Annotated in this window: 15 protein-coding genes; 9 read left to right on the forward strand and 6 right to left on the reverse strand. The window is 48.0% G+C overall.

All coding sequences use genetic code 11. The annotated features are described in order from the left end of the window. Positions 1 to 10 precede the first annotated feature (10 nt). Both ACX9NY_RS25690 and ACX9NY_RS25695 read right to left on the reverse strand, forming a co-directional pair. The gene (locus ACX9NY_RS25690) at positions 11 to 601 is read right to left on the reverse strand and encodes a GNAT family N-acetyltransferase (RefSeq protein ID WP_472475862.1); all 591 of its coding nucleotides are present in this window, start codon (positions 599 to 601) and stop codon (positions 11 to 13) included. Positions 602 to 616: 15 nt separating this feature from the next. Then, positions 617 to 1,252 (reverse strand): TetR/AcrR family transcriptional regulator, encoded by a 636-nt coding sequence (locus ACX9NY_RS25695; protein ID WP_472475864.1) that lies wholly within the window; start codon positions 1,250 to 1,252, stop codon positions 617 to 619. A gap of 176 nt (positions 1,253 to 1,428) precedes the next feature. Between ACX9NY_RS25695 and ACX9NY_RS25700 the strand changes: the two genes are divergently transcribed. Together ACX9NY_RS25700 and ACX9NY_RS25705 are read left to right on the forward strand one after the other, a co-directional pair. Continuing rightward, the gene (locus tag ACX9NY_RS25700; protein WP_339257799.1) at positions 1,429 to 3,660 is read left to right on the forward strand and encodes an MMPL family transporter; all 2,232 of its coding nucleotides are present in this window, start codon (positions 1,429 to 1,431) and stop codon (positions 3,658 to 3,660) included. A gap of 273 nt (positions 3,661 to 3,933) precedes the next feature. Further along, positions 3,934 to 4,887 (forward strand): nucleoside hydrolase, encoded by a 954-nt coding sequence (locus tag ACX9NY_RS25705; protein WP_127548851.1) that lies wholly within the window; start codon positions 3,934 to 3,936, stop codon positions 4,885 to 4,887. Positions 4,888 to 5,034: 147 nt separating this feature from the next. Here ACX9NY_RS25705 and ACX9NY_RS25710 read toward each other — a convergent pair whose 3' ends face one another. The 3 genes from ACX9NY_RS25710 to ACX9NY_RS25720 all read right to left on the reverse strand — a co-directional run bounded on the left by ACX9NY_RS25710 (position 5,035) and on the right by ACX9NY_RS25720 (position 8,950). Next, on the reverse strand, positions 5,035 to 6,753 hold the full coding sequence (locus ACX9NY_RS25710; RefSeq protein WP_339238464.1) for a methyl-accepting chemotaxis protein: 1,719 nt from the start codon (positions 6,751 to 6,753) through the stop codon (positions 5,035 to 5,037). Between the two features lie 270 nt (positions 6,754 to 7,023). Further along, positions 7,024 to 7,770, reverse strand: a complete 747-nt coding sequence (locus ACX9NY_RS25715) for a DUF3105 domain-containing protein (RefSeq protein ID WP_339238462.1) — start codon at positions 7,768 to 7,770, stop codon at positions 7,024 to 7,026. Between the two features lie 262 nt (positions 7,771 to 8,032). Further along, positions 8,033 to 8,950, reverse strand: a complete 918-nt coding sequence (locus tag ACX9NY_RS25720) for a hypothetical protein (RefSeq protein WP_472475867.1) — start codon at positions 8,948 to 8,950, stop codon at positions 8,033 to 8,035. A gap of 374 nt (positions 8,951 to 9,324) precedes the next feature. Between ACX9NY_RS25720 and ACX9NY_RS25725 the strand changes: the two genes are divergently transcribed. From ACX9NY_RS25725 to ACX9NY_RS25755, 7 genes are all read left to right on the forward strand, one after another. After that, positions 9,325 to 9,669: a Na-translocating system protein MpsC family protein gene (locus tag ACX9NY_RS25725; protein WP_017691786.1), complete on the forward strand. Its 345-nt coding sequence runs from the start codon at positions 9,325 to 9,327 to the stop codon at positions 9,667 to 9,669. 447 nt (positions 9,670 to 10,116) lie between these two features. Beyond that, a complete protein-coding gene (locus ACX9NY_RS25730) occupies positions 10,117 to 11,187 on the forward strand; it encodes an ABC transporter substrate-binding protein (protein ID WP_339243229.1) in 1,071 nt (356 codons plus the stop codon). A 110-nt stretch (positions 11,188 to 11,297) separates the two neighbouring features. Continuing rightward, positions 11,298 to 12,224 (forward strand): nucleoside hydrolase, encoded by a 927-nt coding sequence (locus ACX9NY_RS25735; RefSeq protein ID WP_339261538.1) that lies wholly within the window; start codon positions 11,298 to 11,300, stop codon positions 12,222 to 12,224. Positions 12,225 to 12,428: 204 nt separating this feature from the next. After that, a complete protein-coding gene (locus ACX9NY_RS25740) occupies positions 12,429 to 13,250 on the forward strand; it encodes an ABC transporter permease (protein WP_036612869.1) in 822 nt (273 codons plus the stop codon). A gap of 4 nt (positions 13,251 to 13,254) precedes the next feature. Continuing rightward, complete coding sequence (locus ACX9NY_RS25745; protein WP_124116640.1) at positions 13,255 to 14,046, forward strand: ABC transporter permease; 792 nt, start codon at positions 13,255 to 13,257, stop codon at positions 14,044 to 14,046. Positions 14,047 to 14,064: 18 nt separating this feature from the next. Beyond that, complete coding sequence (locus tag ACX9NY_RS25750) at positions 14,065 to 15,123, forward strand: ABC transporter ATP-binding protein (RefSeq protein WP_339238458.1); 1,059 nt, start codon at positions 14,065 to 14,067, stop codon at positions 15,121 to 15,123. Between the two features lie 175 nt (positions 15,124 to 15,298). After that, positions 15,299 to 17,041, forward strand: a complete 1,743-nt coding sequence (locus tag ACX9NY_RS25755) for an adenine deaminase C-terminal domain-containing protein (protein WP_339257795.1) — start codon at positions 15,299 to 15,301, stop codon at positions 17,039 to 17,041. 184 nt (positions 17,042 to 17,225) lie between these two features. On the opposite strand, the gene ACX9NY_RS25760 is transcribed toward ACX9NY_RS25755, so the two are convergent. Further along, positions 17,226 to 17,411 carry a hypothetical protein gene (locus tag ACX9NY_RS25760; protein ID WP_339257794.1) on the reverse strand — a complete coding sequence of 62 codons (186 nt, stop codon included), beginning with the start codon at positions 17,409 to 17,411 and terminating at the stop codon, positions 17,226 to 17,228. Between the last annotated feature and the right edge of the window lie 123 nt (positions 17,412 to 17,534).

Here is a 17,534-nt window from a genome sequence, read left to right on the forward strand (position 1 = left end):
GAACGGAAACTTAATTATTCCCTGCCTGTCCTTTCATATGACGTTGCCTGAACTCATCTTCCAGCATGCTCATCTGAATGGCATCATGATATTGGTGATTGTAGAACAAGACATCCCGCTTCACACCCTCGCGCTGGAATCCGAGTTTCTCATACGTGCGGATAGCTCTCTCGTTGAAGGCGTACACTTCAAGTTCGATTCGATGCAGGTTACAGATACCGAAGCCGTAGTCCAGCATAAGCAGTAACGCCTCGCTGCCGTAGCCTTTTCCTTGATGCTCCGCCTGATCGATGGCCACACGAATATGTGCACTGCGATTCTTGGCATGCATGTCCATCAGGACGACATCTCCGATGATCTGGTCATTTTCCTGTAAAGCAATAAGTAGCATGAGTCTGGAATCATCCTGTGCTGCGTTTTCAACATAACGTTCAACCTGAGCGCGTGTGAAACTATTCTGTGTTCCTGTCAGCCTGCGCATCTCAGCGTCAAACAGACCGGGGAAGTAAGCATCCACATCTGTAATCTCGAAAGGACGCAGATATATGCGCTTTGTTTCCAGCAGACGGGGGATGCGTGGGGATGGTTTTGAATGTGACATAAGTTGTTCCTCCTATCATGATCTTTCGTTCCGCTTAACCGCTCCATCCAGAAACAGGGCAACAAGTTCTCGTGCGAGTTCCTCAATGCTGCCACCATTCATATTGCGTACATCTTCGCGGTTCGCGAGCATGAGCAGTGATGTAAATGCATGGGCAAGCAACATGGGATTGGCGACCCGCAAATAGCCGTTATCCATCTCCTGCTGGAAGTGGGTCGCAAGCACTTCAAAGATACGAACCTCGGCTTCTCGAATCTGGCTGAGTTGCTCCGTATTCAGATGCTTCTCGGCTTCTCGCATCATGGTCTCGGTTTCAATATGGGAGTGTTGCATCTTCGCTTCTGCAACCTTGATTAGCCGCTCTTGTAGTGTGCCAGGTTCATCCAAGCGGAGTGAAGTCTGCTGCATACTCATTGCCATCATTCGTGTAATGGCAACGGTGAACAGATCGGCTTTGCTGGTGAAGTGATAATAGATCGATGCTTTGGTTACATTACATAATGAAGCAATCTGTTGAAGAGAGACGGGTTCATACCCATATTCCATAAACAGACGTGAAGCTGTCATCAATATGTTGGTTTGTACAGATGCTTGATCGGCACCCGTTTTGGGTCTGCCCGGAGACCGGGGAATGTTTGTTTTTTTGCTCATAATCACTGACCTCTTTACGTATTTAATTGCTAGTTTAGCAAGTTCACAAATTAGGCATTGCAAAATTAACCTTCCGGTATATATAATTAAGTCGATTATACTATGACCCGTGGTTCATTACTACATCATCACTTAAATAGGGCTTCATAGAAACAGAATAGGGAGATGAAGAGACAATGCAGGAAGGTTCGGGTTATGGTCGCTGGGTTGCTGGCAAACGAAGCAAATGGATTACACTGTTGGTATGGATCATTATTGCCGTTGTGCTTGGCATGGTATGGCCTGCTGTTGGTGATCGTGAAACTAATAACGCGCAGGATCTGAGTGAGTCCAAACCATCGGTTCAGGCAGCTGCACTTGCCGAGAAGGAATTCCCTGGTGGTGAAGGATTGCCCGCGCTGATCGTATGGCGTCAAGCCGGCGGTTTGACGGATGAGCAGATTGAGAACATTCAGGCATTAACGGAACGACTGGATCAAGATCCGGTAGAACAGCAGCAGTCCGTTGTGCCACTCTATCAATTGCCGCCACAGGCGTTGAAAGGCCAGCTTTCGGAAGACGGAAGCACCCTGGTTATGCCGCTTTTCTTCAATGAAGGTGCCGATGCAGAACAATTAGAGCAAGGCATTGAAGCACTTGAGCAAAAAACACAAGACATCTTCGGGGCAAACCCGTTCGATGTGGCTATAGATGATACTAATACACTAATTGCTCGTGTGACAGGGCCCGTAGGAATATCCATTGATGCGAGCGGACTGTTTTCCTCCGCCGATGTATCCTTGTTGATCGCTACGGTTGTACTGGTATTGGTGTTGCTGCTATTGATCTATCGCTCGCCGGTACTCGCGATTATCCCAATTATTGCGGTTGGATTCGCGTATATGGTGACCAGTCCGATTCTCGGATTCATGGCGGATCAAGGCTGGATTACGGTAGACGCACAGTCCATCTCAATCATGACTGTATTGTTATTTGGAGCAGGAACGGATTACTGCCTGTTTATGATCTCCAGATACCGCCAGATTCTCTATCATGAGCCGGACAAAAAGAAAGCCATTTTCCAGGCCATTACCGGATCTTCCGGCGCTATTGCCATGAGTGGATTCACGGTCGTTGCAGCACTGCTGGTGCTATTGCTGGCTGAATATGGGGCATATCATCGTTTTGCCGTACCATTCAGTCTGTCCATCTTTATTATGTTTATAGCAAGTCTGACACTGGTTCCGGCACTTCTCGCGATCTTCGGCCGGGGTTCATTCTACCCGTTCGTACCGCGTACTCATGAGATGGAAGTGGAACGTGCCAAGAAAAAAGGCAAGCCGGCTCCTGCTCCACGCAAAGTGAAGGAAAGCTGGATTGGCCGTACGGTGGTCACTAAACCTTGGGCCGTGCTTGCAATTACCGTGGTACTGCTGGGAGGACTGGCAGCATTCTCAACTCAGGTTAAATTCACATATGATCTGTTGTCTTCGTTCCCGGAGGATGTACCTTCCCGCGAAGGTTTCACGGTCATTGGTGAACAGTTCTCCCAAGGCGAGCTGGCTCCGGTAAAAGTGATTGTAGATTCAGGTGGCAAAGAAACCGATCTGAAGCAGCGTCTCGAATCACTGGACTACATTAGCAAAGTAGGCGATGCCCAACAGGGTGCCGAGAACGCCAACATTACCGCCTTTGATGTGGAATTCGATCTGAATCCATACTCCATGGAGGCGATGCAGCATATTCCGGATCTGAGGGCTACTGCGGAACAGGCGCTTCAAGATGCCGGTGTAACCAATGCGGACAGTCAGGTCTGGATTGATGGTCAGACAGCAGAGCAGTATGACATTGAAGTGGCTGGAGAACGGGATGCCAAGATCATTATTCCGGTGGTCATCGGCATGATTACACTATTGCTGCTATTATACTTGCGTTCTGTTGTAGCTACGGCGTATCTGATTGCAACGGTTGTTCTGTCGTATTTCTCTGCACTGGGTCTGGGTTGGATCATCATTCACTATGGCCTTGGCGCAGATGCTATCCAAGGCGCGATTCCGCTGTATTCCTTCGTATTCCTGGTGGCATTGGGTGAAGACTACAACATCTTCATGATCTCCAGCATCTGGCAGAAACGCAAAACGATGCCGCTTCGTCAAGCCATTAAGGAAGGCGTCGGTGAGACAAGCTCCGTTATTACCTCTGCCGGCCTGATTTTGGCAGGAACTTTTGCGGTACTTGCTACATTGCCAATTCAGGTGTTGGTACAGTTTGGTATTATAACGGCTGTTGGTGTGTTGTTGGATACATTCCTAGTACGTCCGTTCATGGTTCCGGCAATCACCACATTGCTGGGCAAATGGGCCTTCTGGCCAGGCAAGTATGTACCGATTGCCGAGAAGAATGAAGAGAAACAGAACCAGTCCGTGTAATGCATGGATGGGTAGTATGGGCAGCGGGGCTTCGAGCCGGCTGTCCATTTCTTTTTGCATAACAATGGCATGGAATTAGTTGAACGGGTCTGCTCCTGAGATGGAATGGTGGAACTGTAAAATATCCGCAGGATGAGGCGTGATCCTTGTTTTCTTTGCGTAGGGAAGGTTTACGTAGACAAGGGTTATGGGACATAATAGAGGAAGCGTCGGCTTAGGGCAGACGGATGAATCAACATCAATGGGACAACCAGGGGAAGGATGAAAGCAAGCATGACGAACCAACTTAATGTGTATTTTAACCATGACGGCGGCGTGGATGACCTCGTATCGCTGTTCATGCTTCTGCAAATGGACAATGTACATGTAACCGGTGTATCGGTTATTCCGGCAGACGGATATCTGGAGCCAGCAACAGATGCCAGCCGTAAAATTATCGATCGTTTCGGTACATATTCCGTAGAGGTATCCAAATCCAACTCCAGAGGAAAAAATCCATTTCCTGCGGCGTGGAGACTGCATTCCTTCTATGTAGATGCACTTCCTGTACTGAACGAGTCCGGCAAAATGGAAGCACCACTCTCTGCTATTCCTGCACACCAGCATCTGATCGAGAAAGTGCGTAACACCGAAGGCAAAACATTGCTCCTGTTCACAGGACCACTGACAGACCTTGCGCGTGCACTGGACGAAGCACCAGACATTGAAGAGAAAATCGACAAGCTGGTATGGATGGGTGGCACATTCGAGCGTGGTAACGTAGAAGAGCCCGAGCATGACGGCACAGCGGAATGGAACGTATTCTGGGACCCGGAAGCGGCTTACCGTGTATGGCAGAGCGGCATCCAGATCGATCTGGTTGCACTCGAAAGCACCAACAAAGTACCTCTGACTCCAGCCGTTCGTAACCGTTGGGCAGCAGAGCGTCGCTTCGAAGGTGTAGATTTCCTGGGGAACTGTTACGCAGGTTGTCCGCCACTGGTGTACAGTGAGACAAATTCCACATATTATCTGTGGGATGTGCTGACAACGGCTTCCGTTGGACGCGAGGACATCGTGAAGAAGAAAACGGTCAACTGTATTGTCATCCCGGATGGTCCTAGCCAAGGCCGCACAGTGGAGCAAGCAGACGGACGCCCAGTACAACTGGTGTATGATACCGATCCGGAAGCGTTCTTTACGTACATGACGGATTTGGGTAAAAAAGCTGCTCCGCAGCGCTACTAATTCAGGCAGCCTTAGGGCTCGCCATCCTTAAAGGTACAACAAAAATAAAGCCGCAGGCAGTGTCTGGAAATGGGGTTGACCCCATAATCCCGTCCCTGCCGTGCGGCTTTTTTGTTGTGGGCTATATCTAACAATCTATGCTGCCCGCTATATTTTAAATCGACTAATTAGCCCGTTCAGTTCACTGGAAAGTACCCGGAGGGATTCAGCGGATGCACTCATCTCATCCATGGATTGCAGCTGGCTTCCGGTAGCGTGTGACACCTGTTGGATACTGGAAGAGGATTCGCGCGAGATATGCTCCATATCCTCCACGGAAGCGGACACTTCCTCTGCGCTGGCAGACAGCTGCTCGGATGCTGCGGATACTTCGTGCAGACGTTCATTCATCGTCTCAATTCCGGTATGAATGGATGTGAACGAACGACCTGCTTCCTGTACAACAGCGAGACCGGACTGTACGGCAGATGTGCTTGCTGACATATGTTCTGACAACAGGGAAGTCTGACGTGTCATCTCGGCGATCAGTTCGGTGACATGCTGGGACGATTGCTCTGATTCCCCCGCAAGCTTGCGAACCTCTGAGGCAACCACTGCAAACCCGCTGCCATACTCTCCTGCACGAGCCGCTTCAATACTCGCATTAAGGGCGAGCAGATTGGTCTGTGAAGCGATACCCTTCATTAGATGTGCAACCGACTCAATTTTATCAGAGTACTGCTCTAGCTGAGAGGTGGAGGCCACCATCTGCACATTCGCTTGATGAATTTTGTCCATGCTGTCTATTGCCGTGTTGATGTTGGCTTGACCTTGCACCGCATTATTGGTCGTTTCCTGCGAGACATCCGCGACCATAGAAGAAGAGTTCGCAATATGCTGCATGCTGCGCGTGATCTCTTCCATGGCAACGGTGACTTCGCCTGCTCGTGCCACCTGTTCGGCAGCTCCACTGGCTGTATGATGGGTATGCTCGGCAATACGCTGACTCGCTTCGGCAGTTGCCTGCGAGTGTTTCGATACACCTTCTGCGGCTTGCAGCAGAGAATCGGAACTTTGACGGATGCCCGTCATAACATCACGGGTACCTGTGACCAGATGTTTGAATTCGGAAGCCAGCTGTCCGACTTCGTCCTTTCGTCCAAGTTCGACGTTGACGGTCAGGTCGCCTTTTCCCACTTCGGTAATCAACTTCTTCAGTTTCACCAACGGGCGGGTCAAGTAGTGTGCGAATCCATACACCAACAAGACACTGAGCAGCACAATAACGAGCGCTGTCCAGATCATGGTCATACGGTTGCGAGACATCAGTTCATAGACCGCAGTGGAATCCAGATCCGCACCGACTAACCCCAACACTTTTCCGTCAGCCCCATGGATGGGCACATACGCTGTAATGGTAGCTCCATAGTCATCCTGGGTGAGTTCGCCTCGAATAGGTTCATTCTGCTCAAAAGCCTGTAACATACCCGCGTAAGGGGTCTCTTCTGCGGAACCGTAAGGGGAGAAGTCGTCCTCTGCCACATCGGCAGCGGCCCCATCCACAACATAGAAATATGTATTAGTTCCATTTTCTTCGCGTGTACCCAGTGTATACAGATACTTGAGCCCATTGGCCTCGCGCAGTTGACTGAGTTGCTCACGCAATGTGCCATAATACGCTGTCTTGTTCTGTCCGGTACTGAGTGGTGCATACAGAGAAGTATCAATTAATGCAGCTGCCCGTTCAGCCACAGCCTGTGCCTGCATCCCCATGGATTGTTCGACCAGTTGCGCCGATGAACGGTACATGGTAATGCCAAGAACCGCACCCGCGGCCAGCATCAGACAGGAAAAAAATAAAAAGATCCGCATAAACAAACTGTTCATTGGTAAAAGTGTTCCCCCTTGATCTGTTGGATGAATCGTCTCTTTGTCTCTTTAGATGGTGTTTGTCGCTTCTTTGGTTCGTATGTATTGTATATCAAATATACAGTTTTCTACTTGAAATATCGGCATCCGGGCGATAAAGAATTAGCCCCCAATTCAATTTTGATCCGGGAGCTAATTACGTTTTAATATTATATTGACCAAGTACATTATTGGTACAAGCTTCATGGTTACGACTTGATGCCTTCACATGACTGAGTGATTACGCCATTACATTGTTCCGCCGCCCTGGCGAACAGAGGCAGGAATCTTTTCCGGTCCCTGATTAATATATTTATTGATAAAAGTACCTACTTTGGCATCGTCGAATTGGTCGAGTTTCATCGTTTTGGTCCATGCGGTCACCACGACTTCACTGCCTTCGGGAATATCCTTGTTGGGTACAGCCAGAATACCTGCTCCGGCTTCGCGGAATTTGGCGAGGTATTTCAGATGTTCCTTCAAGTCCTCGCTTGCGTTCTCACGATAATAGATGATGATATCCCCGTGCTCCAGATTGTGTACCAGGTAATTATAGCCCGGGAAGTCGGTGTAAAATCCAAACTTGATATCATGCGGATTATGCGGCCCGGATGTTGGAATTGTCATCTCATACTGAATGGGGTCCTCCGTATGGTCAGCCCCATAATATTTATCGTCCGTCACGTCGATTGTCGCGTTGGATTCCAGATCGGCTACATTATATGTTTTACCTGCTCCTTGCATGAAGAACAGGCCAAACGTAATAATCGACACAGCCATCATTACATGTGCAGACAGCCGAAGGGATCGACTTTTTTTCTGAATGTCCGCCCGTTCTTTCTTTTTCATGTGGCCCAGGATTTTGCCCTGTGTGCGTGATGCCCAGATATAGGCGGCGATGGAGAACAGTAACACAATTACACCAACGATGAGCCACAGGTAGGATGTACCTGCCTCATGCTCCATTTGCATATGATTCATATTGGTCATGTCCATAGAGAGTCCCTCTGCTTTCTTTGTAAAATGAGTGAATTTAACACTACATAATGTAGTGTTGGTAACAACGATGAATCCTTTCATTACGTAACGGGGAGTTGCTGGATTGGTTTATTACGTCAATAAGAACATACCTGTTGCACTACACATTATAGTGTATGATACATGCACAGTGCAATGCTGCCTTGGAAAACAAAAAAAGGCGCTCCCCACGTGAGCAGGGAGCGCCTCAATACAATTTTATGGATAACGAGGATAATGTTTACAGACGACCAAACGGCGACAGCATCAATCCGATCAGTCCCATAATAACCTCACCCAACAATCGATACAGAATAAAGAATACGACCACATTGGCGATGAGTACGCTGTACATACTGTCGATGGCCGCTTTGGTACGATTCAGTGGATAGTGGAATAGCACCGAGTTCAGAGCGACAAATATGATGATGTACGAGATCACAAGCAAGGCGATCGCGATGGAATACGAGATGATAATAAACAGATTCGCCAGAACAAGGGATACGACAGCAGGAACAAGCAATGTACCGAACTGGGCAACCAATGTTTTGGGACGAAAGGTTATTTTTTCAATTTTCAGAATAGCGTACATCAGTGCAATTGAGGCAATCAGGATAATGACGGTGAACAATAGCGGCCTTACAAATCCACCAATGAACAAGCCGTCCATGCCTATGCGACTAAAGGTAATTAAGAAGTATGTAGAAGATAGGACTGCAATCAGTGCCATCGTTAGCCATCCGTTTAGTGAATGCTGGTCGCCAACGGTTTTCATCGTCTGATAAGGACGAGCTAATACACTGAGGAAATAGGATAGATACTGTTTGCTTACTTCTTTGGCTTGCTGAACTTTCTCATTCTGCACGATATTATTCCACTGATTGGAGTTGTTGTCTCCTGCAGAAGCATGATCATGGGTGCCTGTTGATTCTGTTGTCTGTTGTTTCTGAGTAGAGACGGATGTTGTGTTCGGTCGAACGGGTGTCTCGGAAGATGTGTTCTGCGTACTGGACCAGCGAGTATATTCAGGTTCTGAAGCAGCAGCAGATTCCGGGTTCTTTACAAGAGAGGGTGAAGAGTTAGTTTGCGTTAGATTAGATCCGCACCTCTCGCAAAACTGGGCATCTCCATTTTCGTGGTTACATACTGGACATTGCATGGTATAAGCCTCCAATTTCTAGAAAATAAAAGCATGTTAACATTGTGTCTCATTTTAACGGTTGTTGACGAAGTTTGTCTATGTTTCGCAGGAATTAATACCCTTTTAAGGAAAGTTGAAACGAAGACTTGAACACGGTGTATTAAAACGTAGTTTAGAAGTAACAATAGTATAGGACTTACATGCAGGCATATTAATGTAAATTTACTGCGGTTTAAGACGAATTTTTTTTGGAGGCAAATATCTTATCGTTCGCTTCTGTGTGTAATTTACATGTTAAGTATATCTTTTGGGTTGCTCATTTCAGAAGATTTATGTATAATCAATCGTGTTAACACGTCGAATGTACGGTAGTAAGAGATGTGGGTGAGTTCATGGAACTACTGGACAGCAATGAGAGCAAGAAGAAGATGTGCCAGTATTATAACGAAATCTCGAAGGAACTGTTCGGATTTGGCACCACTCTCCTGAGAGTGACCATTGACCAGAACATTGTGACCTTCTACGCGAAGCACCGACGTTCACCGCGCTCTGACGCCCTGGAAGGGGAGGCCCCCGGCTTAAAGCTGGAAGTGGACTTCCGCATGTCTGTCTTATATAAGAAGAAATTCCGGGAGAAGCTCGAGCAACACATGGGTTTGCCAATTGAAGCTATATTGCGGGATTATGATGCGTCCACCCAGTGGGCGATCACGAATGTGATTCTGGAACAGGCCTAGGATGGATCGGCAGGATAGATTCTTGTTGAAGCATACGAAGGTTATGGCCCGGATCCATGATCAGGTTCCGTACAATTTCATATGATGGCGTCTGTCTTCGGATTGATTCTGAAGCAGAAACCGATGATGTACCGGCAGCGGGTGTCGCTTTCCTTTGTTTACGAAGAAAAGTGTTCTTGTTTATACAAGAATGCTTTTCTTTTTGTTTTTTAAGTCGAACTAGCCCTGTATAACACATCATATTCTTCGAAAATCAGAAAGACCTTTCAATCGCTGTTATCCCCAGATTTCTTTTATTCCCTTATCTAAGGGAGAAATCTTGTGATAAAGGCGAACACTTCGTTTCTCCAGGTTCTTTCTGTTTTCTACGTAAGATGTGTTATCAAGCTAGTTCAACTTATTGGTTGGGTTGTTAAAACACATATATCAGGGGGAATCAGGATCATGATGAAAAAGTGGATTAGCGGTTTGGCAGCAGTGGCAATGACATCGGTATTACTTGCAGGTTGTGGCAGCAGCACAGAGGATGCAGCAGGTGGATCAGGCAGTGGGGGAACAGCAGCTACCAAATTGGTTATCTCCACTTGGGGCTTCTCCGAAGATTTCTTCAATGAATCGGTATTTGGTCCTTTTGAAAAAGAACATAATGTAGACATCGTACTGGAAGTCGGCAATAACGCTGAACGTCTGAACAAAATTCGTCAGGGTACATCCAATGTCGATGTTATCTACCTGTCTGACTACTATGCACAACAAGGTATTGATGAAGGTTTGTTTGAAAAAATCGACCGCTCCAAAATTCCAAATGTAAATGACATTTATGATATTGCCAAAGCCCCGCTTGGTGAAGATTATGGCCCGGCTTACACGGTTGGACAGCTTGGAATTGCTTATAACCCGGACCTGGTTTCCAAAGAAGTGACTTCATGGAGTGACCTGTGGGACCCGGCGTTTGAGGGTAATCTGACTATCCCGAATATTACGGCGACAGCAGGCCCGATGGTTGTGGATGCAGCTTCTCGTGTAGCTGGTAATGATACGTTTAATGAAGATGCGGCATTTGCTGAACTGAAAAAACTGAGCGGCAATGTGGTGAAATTCTATAGCCAAACGTCCGAGTTCGTGAACATGTTCTCCCAGGAGGAGATTGCAGGCGGACCGATCATGGAAATGTATTTCAAAGACCTGAAAGCAGCCGTACCTAATGCGAAGTTTGTTACACCGAGCGAAGGTGCATATGCCGTGATGAACACGATCAATGTCGTGAAGGGCAGCAAAAATAAAGAACTGGCTGAAGAATTCATTAACTGGCAGCTTAGCCAAGATGTACAAGCAAAATCTGCTAAAGCTAAAGTTGACTCTCCGGTTAATACCAAGGTTGAACTGACTGCTGAAGAAGCAGAAGGCGTAACCTACGGTGCTGACGTTGTTGAGAAACTGAACAAGCTGGATATGGAATTCGTCAATCAACAGGTTAAAGGCTGGACAGATCGTTGGAACCGCGAGATTGCACAATAAAAACAAGTAACCGACTGACTTAAAAGTTTTCTTGGATCAACATGTTCAACTTATCATTTGCAGCAAGCAACCAATCACCGTATAGGAGTTGAGAACGGATGAGTGAATCGCTGAATCGCATCATTATGGATGTGGACACGGGGATTGACGATGCACTGGCAATTTTGCTGGCGGTCAAAAGCCGGAAGCTGGACATTCTCGGTATCACCACAGTCTGTGGGAACGTATCACTCCAGCAGGCAACAGAGAATACGTGCAAAATCCTTGAACTTGCGGGTGCACCTGAAATTCCGGTGATTGCTGGAGCGGCAGGACCCCTTACTCGCAAGTCGCATTATGAACACCGGGTACATGGACAGGACGGATTGGGCGGTGCGCTGCCTGATCCGGCGGTGTCCAAGCAAGCCGAGGAAGGTTTTGCGCCGGACTTTATCGTGGAGCAAGCCAAGTTGTATCCAGGCGAACTGACATTGATCATGACTGCTCCATTAACCAATCTGGCACTCGCGCTGATGAAGTGTCCTGAATTGCCTTCTTTATTGAAGGAAGTTATCTTCATGGGTGGCGTGGTTCGCGGACATGGCAACATTACGCCGACAGCCGAGTACAACACATACGCTGATCCAGAGGCGGCACGCATCGTATTGCACGCAGGCATCGAGAAACTTACACAAGTCGGACTGGATGTGACGCGTCAAACGCTGTTGAATGAAGCAACGATTGAGCGTCTCACCGATCCTGCACTGCGCGCGTACGTGGCTCAGAGCACGGAGATCTACATCAACCGGTATGAACAAATGAACGGTGTTCGCGCTTGCGCGTTGCATGATCCACTGGCCGTGGGCGTAGCCCTTGCCCCCGAACTCGTTGGACGCAAATCGTATTACGTCGATGTCGAAACCGCCAGCCGCTTGTGCGATGGCCAGATGGTATGCGACTTCCAAAACCGTTTGGGCGAGCAGCCCAACACCCTCGTCTGCGAAACCGTAGACGCAGAAGCGTTCCTTGAACTGTTTATCAACGCGTTAAACGCGTAGTTGCTCTGCCCCAATTAGATATTTATACGATTGCGGAGAGTGCAGAACCGATCTGGAGAAGCGAAGCGTTCCCCTTTATCCCCCGATTTTTACCTATGAAAATAAATCATTAAATCGGGGGATAACAGGGATCGAAGGACGGTACTGCAATCGGAGTACTCAAGTATCAATCTCGAATTAAATTTACAAGTCAGGAGTATGGCGATGAAAAAATCAGTAATCTACTGGCTATTGCTGCCGGGGTTCGTGTTTTTGGCGGCATTTATGATCATTCCGATTGTCCTGACGATCGGATCGACGTTTTTCCAAGAAAACTCCTTCACGTTTGAAGGATACATGCATTTTTTCAGAGACCCATACTTTTTGAAAATACTGCTTACGACGCTGCAAGTCAGCGTGGTCACCACCATCGTCTGTGTGGTGCTCGGATTCCCGACAGCTTATTATATTTCGCAGAAAGCGCCGCGCCGCAAAGGCATTTTGCTGGCACTGGCGATCTTCCCACTGCTGACCAGCCCGGTCGTGCGTTCGTTTAGCTGGATGATCATCCTTGGACGCAAAGGGCTGATCAACAACACCCTTGTTGGTCTGGGGATCGTGGACAAACCATTGGATATTCTGTACACACCAGCAGCGATGATGATCGGTCTGACGCATCTGTTCCTGCCATTGATGATTATCTCTCTGGTGGGCGTGCTGGAGAACATTGACGGTGACCTGCTCAAGGCAGCGCAAAGTCTCGGCGCATCGCGCATTACGGCATTCCGCCGGGTTGTATTCCCGCTGGCTGTGCCAGGACTTGTGATCGGAGCCGTGCTTGTCTTTGTCGGAAGCCTGACGGCGTATACCACACCTGCCCTCCTTGGAGGCAAGCAGCGCGTGATTGCTACGTTCCTGTATCAGAACGCCATGACCCTCAACGACTGGTATCTGGCCTCGGTTGTTGCCGCGATTATGATTGTGATTACATTTGTCGTGGTCGGTGTCATGAACAAAATGGCCAAAACTTTAAATCCGAAGGGGTAGACATATGCGGGAGAAACATATCGGGCTGGGCCTGTTCAGTCTGCTGGTCTTTATCTTTCTGCTGGGCCCGCTTCTGATCATATCGATCACTTCGTTTGAACCGGGAACGGTACTCAAATTTCCGCCGGAAGGGTTCTCCTTCCGCTGGTATGAGAATATTTTCAACACAGGCGGTTTCCTCCGCACGTTCCAGACGTCCATCATCATTTCCTTGCTGGGGAACCTGTTGGCACTGGTGCTTGGAGTTCCGGCTGCGTATGCACTCAGTCGTTACGATTTCAAAGGCAAGTCCGTGCTGAACGCACTGTTCCTGTCCCCGGTACTGATCCCGGGAATCGTGCTTGGTTTTACATTGATGAAATATCTGATCGTAATCTACCATCTGCCGATGTACCTTGGACTATTGATTGGTCATACGATTATCATGCTTCCATTCATCATTCGGGTTATCGCGTCGAGTCTGTCGAGCTTTGACTTCGCCGTGGAAGAAGCTGCGCTGAGTCTTGGGGCGGGACGGGTGAGAACGTTCTTCACAATCGTGCTTCCCAACATCCGCTCAGGCATTATCGCTGCGGTGTTGATTGCCTTCCTAGAATCGTTCAACAACGTGGACATCTCGGTATTCATGACCGGACCAGGGGTAAGTACATTGCCAATTCAGATGCTGACGTATGTGGAGAATTACTTTGACCCAACGATTGCAGCGATTTCCATGCTATTGATGGTACTAACCGGACTTTTAATGTTCGTGATCGAACGGATCATGGGCGGATTTTCATACTTTACTAAACGTTAATTGGAGGCGCAGAACGCTATGGCATTGCTGACACTAGACCACGTATCCGTGGCATACGATAAGCAGACAATCCTGAAGGATTTTCAGTTGGAGCTGGAAAAAGGTAAACTGCTCTCCCTGCTCGGACCGAGCGGTTGCGGCAAAACAACTACGCTGCGCCTCATCGCCGGATTTCTGGAAGCATCACAGGGCAAGTTTATGTTCGGCGGCAAGGATTATACGAAGGTTCCGGCGAACAAGCGCAACTTCGGATTTGTATTTCAGAGTTATGCATTATTCCCGCATTTGTCTGTCTATGACAACGTGGCCTTTGGCCTGCGGATGCGCAAGGTGAAAGACAAGGATATCTCTTCCCGTGTAATGCGAATCCTGGAAGTGGTTAACCTGAACGGATTTGAGAAACGTTTTCCACAAGAACTGTCTGGTGGACAGCGTCAGCGTGTGGCCATTGCTCGCGCATTGGTTATTGAGCCTGACCTGCTCTTGTTCGACGAACCACTCAGTAACCTGGATGCGAACCTGCGCCTGAACATGCGGGTGGAGATTCGCCGGATTCAGCAAGAGCTGGGCATTACAACGTTGTATGTCTCTCATGACCAGGAAGAGTGCTTCTCGATCTCGGATCAGGTAGCCATCATGAACAAAGGTGTGGTCGAGCAGCTCGACCGCCCGGAAACGATTTTCAAATATCCGGCAACGGAGTTTGTCGCACGATTCATTGGATTCCATAACTTTATTGAATTCGCGGATCGCAGCGATGCAGGTGAAGTCATCACATTACATGCGGGTGGACGCACATTTACAGCAACAGCACATCCCGGAACAGCACGTCCCGGTGCACGTAAAGGCGCGATTCGCCCGGATGATCTGATCGTAAGTGGTGATACCTCTGCGGATGTGGTGAACGCTTTGCCGGGCATTATCAAAGTCAGCACGTATCTGGGACGCAGCTATCAGTATGTAGTTGAGACGGAACTGGGTGACTTTACAGCCAATCAGGAGATGGAAACACCGTACCTTAGCGGGCAGCGTGTTAGCCTGATCTTCCCACAGGACAAGCTTGTACTGGTAGAGTAGCTATGAATGTATGGAATAGCTTGAAGAAATAAGAGCAGCGAAGAAAGCAACTCATGCGATGATTCCGGATGATGGCGGTGGTGCGCAGTCATGTGCAGCACAGCAGATTAAAGTGCAGGTTCATTGTCCGGTTCGGATCGCAGTGAAATGCTTGTGAAGAAGGAGATTATGCCCCATGCGTGCAGATCAACTGATTGTGAATGTACATGTGTATAACAGTTATTATAAACGGTTTGAAATGAACAACGTCGCTGCTGTATTGGACGGCAGATTCCTATATGTTGGACCCGGTGGACCGGAGATGATTCAGGCAGACGAAGTCATTGATGCACGAGGAAGATACATGATTCCTGGTTTGATCGATATCCATCTGCATATTGAAAGTACGATGGTGACACCGGAAACCTTTTCCCATGGCTTGATTGGCTGCGGGGTAACGTCCATTGTTGCAGAACCGCATGAAATGGCGAATGTGTTTGGGCTTGAAGGAGTTCAGGAGATGATGGCTGCAAGTCGAGAGACGACGGTGGACATGTTCTATGCGATCCCAAGCTCCGTTCCGGCAACCCCGATGGAGACGACAGGTGGTTCGATTGAAATCGAAGATATGGACGTGCTGCTCGCCACTGGCGAGATTATCTGTCTGGGTGAGATCATGAACTATGTCGATGTCATCCGTGATCCGGAGTGCAAGACGAACCAGATTTTACAGCATATCCGCAAAAACTATCCTGATCTCGTGATCGAAGGTCATACACCGAAACTGCTTGGACTCGATCTGCATCGACTGATCTACGCAGGTATTGATTCCGATCATACCCACCAGAGCATTGAGGGATTACAGGCACGGATTGCAGCAGGTATGTTTATTGAAATCCAGGAGAAATCGATGACGCCCGAAGTCATGGAGTATCTGATTCAACATGATGTGGCGCAGCACTTCTGCTTCGTCACAGATGATGTGATGCCGGATTCACTGGTGGAGCGTGGTCATCTGGATCATATCGTACGCAAGGCAATTCAGATGGGGATGCGTCCGGAAGATGCGATCTACGCAGCAACGTCTACCCCTGCTTCCCGGATGAAAATGACCGATCGCGGCAGCATTGCCCCTGGCAAAGTGGCCGATTATGTGCTGGTATCCAACTTGCATGATCTCTCCATTGATCAGGTGTACAAAAATGGCCGCAAAGCTTATGACGATTACGAACCGTATAAGCAGGAACGGATCATCGGGCAATTCCCACCTCACTTCTATAAGAGTGTGCAGTTAGAGAAACTGGGGGCAGCAGATTTTGCTATTCAGTTGTCCGACCCGAAAGTCAGTGGATCAGGTGTTGATCTCGCTGGTGAAGGTGAGTACCATTGCCGTGTCATGATGGTGAAGGATGGTTCTACTTTTGTGGAAGAACATATTGCACCGGTTCAGTCTTCGGATGGCGAATTGCGCTGGGAAGAGAGCAGATATGCGCAGATCGCGACCTTTGAACGTTATGGTGTGAACGGCAATCGAGCACATGGCTTGATCGGTGGAGACACCATCAAACGAGGCGCCATTGCAACGACATATTCACATGACAATCACAACCTGCTGGTTGTAGGACGTAATCGTGAAGATATGATATTGGCAGCTAACACCGTAATTTCGAGCCAGGGTGGCTTCTGCGTGGTGGAAGATGGCAAGGTGCTGTCCCATCTGGAACTTCCCGTAGGTGGCATTCTGACGGAAGAACCACTCGCAGTGGTATCCCATCAAGTGAAGGAACTGCGTGCAGCCATGTTGTCTCTTGGTTACGTGCATTACAACCCGATCATGTCGATCAGCACTCACTCTCTTGCGGTAAGTCCAGCTCTGAAGATCACTGACCATGGCCTGATTGATGTAAATGCAGGTAAGGTTGTATCGTTGATTGTATAAGTGGGATAGACACATCTGGTGGTATTCTTCCGATGATTGATTAGATTATTCGTTGTTATATCGTTGGTGTGTTCTATAAGAAAAAGAAGCCCCGGTTCACTCAAGTGAACCGGGGCTTCTTTTTGGCTAATTCATATACGTATTATTATGTTCTTGTAATAATTATAGTTAATACGAACCCTGTTTATATTAATTTCTCTGGATTCTTCACCTTAATGGAGACCACTTCTCCGCAATCCAAACAAACGGTATATACTCTTTCTGAACCAATCGACAATTTCTTATCCACTGGACGAAGATTAATGAAGTCGGATGCCTGTACGAAAGATGTGCTTCCACAATCGGTGCATTTCTCTACTGTAGTACTCATATGTTCATTCCACCTTTTAATCATTTTGGATGTGATCCTTAATAAATTATATTCCAGTAACTGGGATGTAGCAATTATTGATTGTCCACGTCTACCAAATCCCTTTTGGACGAGGCATAGGAT

The organism is Paenibacillus sp. CB74, assembly GCF_055687625.1.

Coding starts and splice junctions, on each gene's coding strand:
- ACX9NY_RS25690 (WP_472475862.1), bottom strand. CDS start 601: ATGTCACATTCAAAACCATCCCCACGCATCCCCCGTCTGCTGGAAACA.
- ACX9NY_RS25695 (WP_472475864.1), bottom strand. CDS start 1,252: ATGAGCAAAAAAACAAACATTCCCCGGTCTCCGGGCAGACCCAAAACG.
- ACX9NY_RS25700 (WP_339257799.1), top strand. CDS start 1,429: ATGCAGGAAGGTTCGGGTTATGGTCGCTGGGTTGCTGGCAAACGAAGC.
- ACX9NY_RS25705 (WP_127548851.1), top strand. CDS start 3,934: ATGACGAACCAACTTAATGTGTATTTTAACCATGACGGCGGCGTGGAT.
- ACX9NY_RS25710 (WP_339238464.1), bottom strand. CDS start 6,753: ATGAACAGTTTGTTTATGCGGATCTTTTTATTTTTTTCCTGTCTGATG.
- ACX9NY_RS25715 (WP_339238462.1), bottom strand. CDS start 7,770: ATGGACATGACCAATATGAATCATATGCAAATGGAGCATGAGGCAGGT.
- ACX9NY_RS25720 (WP_472475867.1), bottom strand. CDS start 8,950: ATGCAATGTCCAGTATGTAACCACGAAAATGGAGATGCCCAGTTTTGC.
- ACX9NY_RS25725 (WP_017691786.1), top strand. CDS start 9,325: ATGGAACTACTGGACAGCAATGAGAGCAAGAAGAAGATGTGCCAGTAT.
- ACX9NY_RS25730 (WP_339243229.1), top strand. CDS start 10,117: ATGAAAAAGTGGATTAGCGGTTTGGCAGCAGTGGCAATGACATCGGTA.
- ACX9NY_RS25740 (WP_036612869.1), top strand. CDS start 12,429: ATGAAAAAATCAGTAATCTACTGGCTATTGCTGCCGGGGTTCGTGTTT.
- ACX9NY_RS25745 (WP_124116640.1), top strand. CDS start 13,255: ATGCGGGAGAAACATATCGGGCTGGGCCTGTTCAGTCTGCTGGTCTTT.
- ACX9NY_RS25750 (WP_339238458.1), top strand. CDS start 14,065: ATGGCATTGCTGACACTAGACCACGTATCCGTGGCATACGATAAGCAG.
- ACX9NY_RS25755 (WP_339257795.1), top strand. CDS start 15,299: ATGCGTGCAGATCAACTGATTGTGAATGTACATGTGTATAACAGTTAT.
- ACX9NY_RS25760 (WP_339257794.1), bottom strand. CDS start 17,411: ATGAGTACTACAGTAGAGAAATGCACCGATTGTGGAAGCACATCTTTC.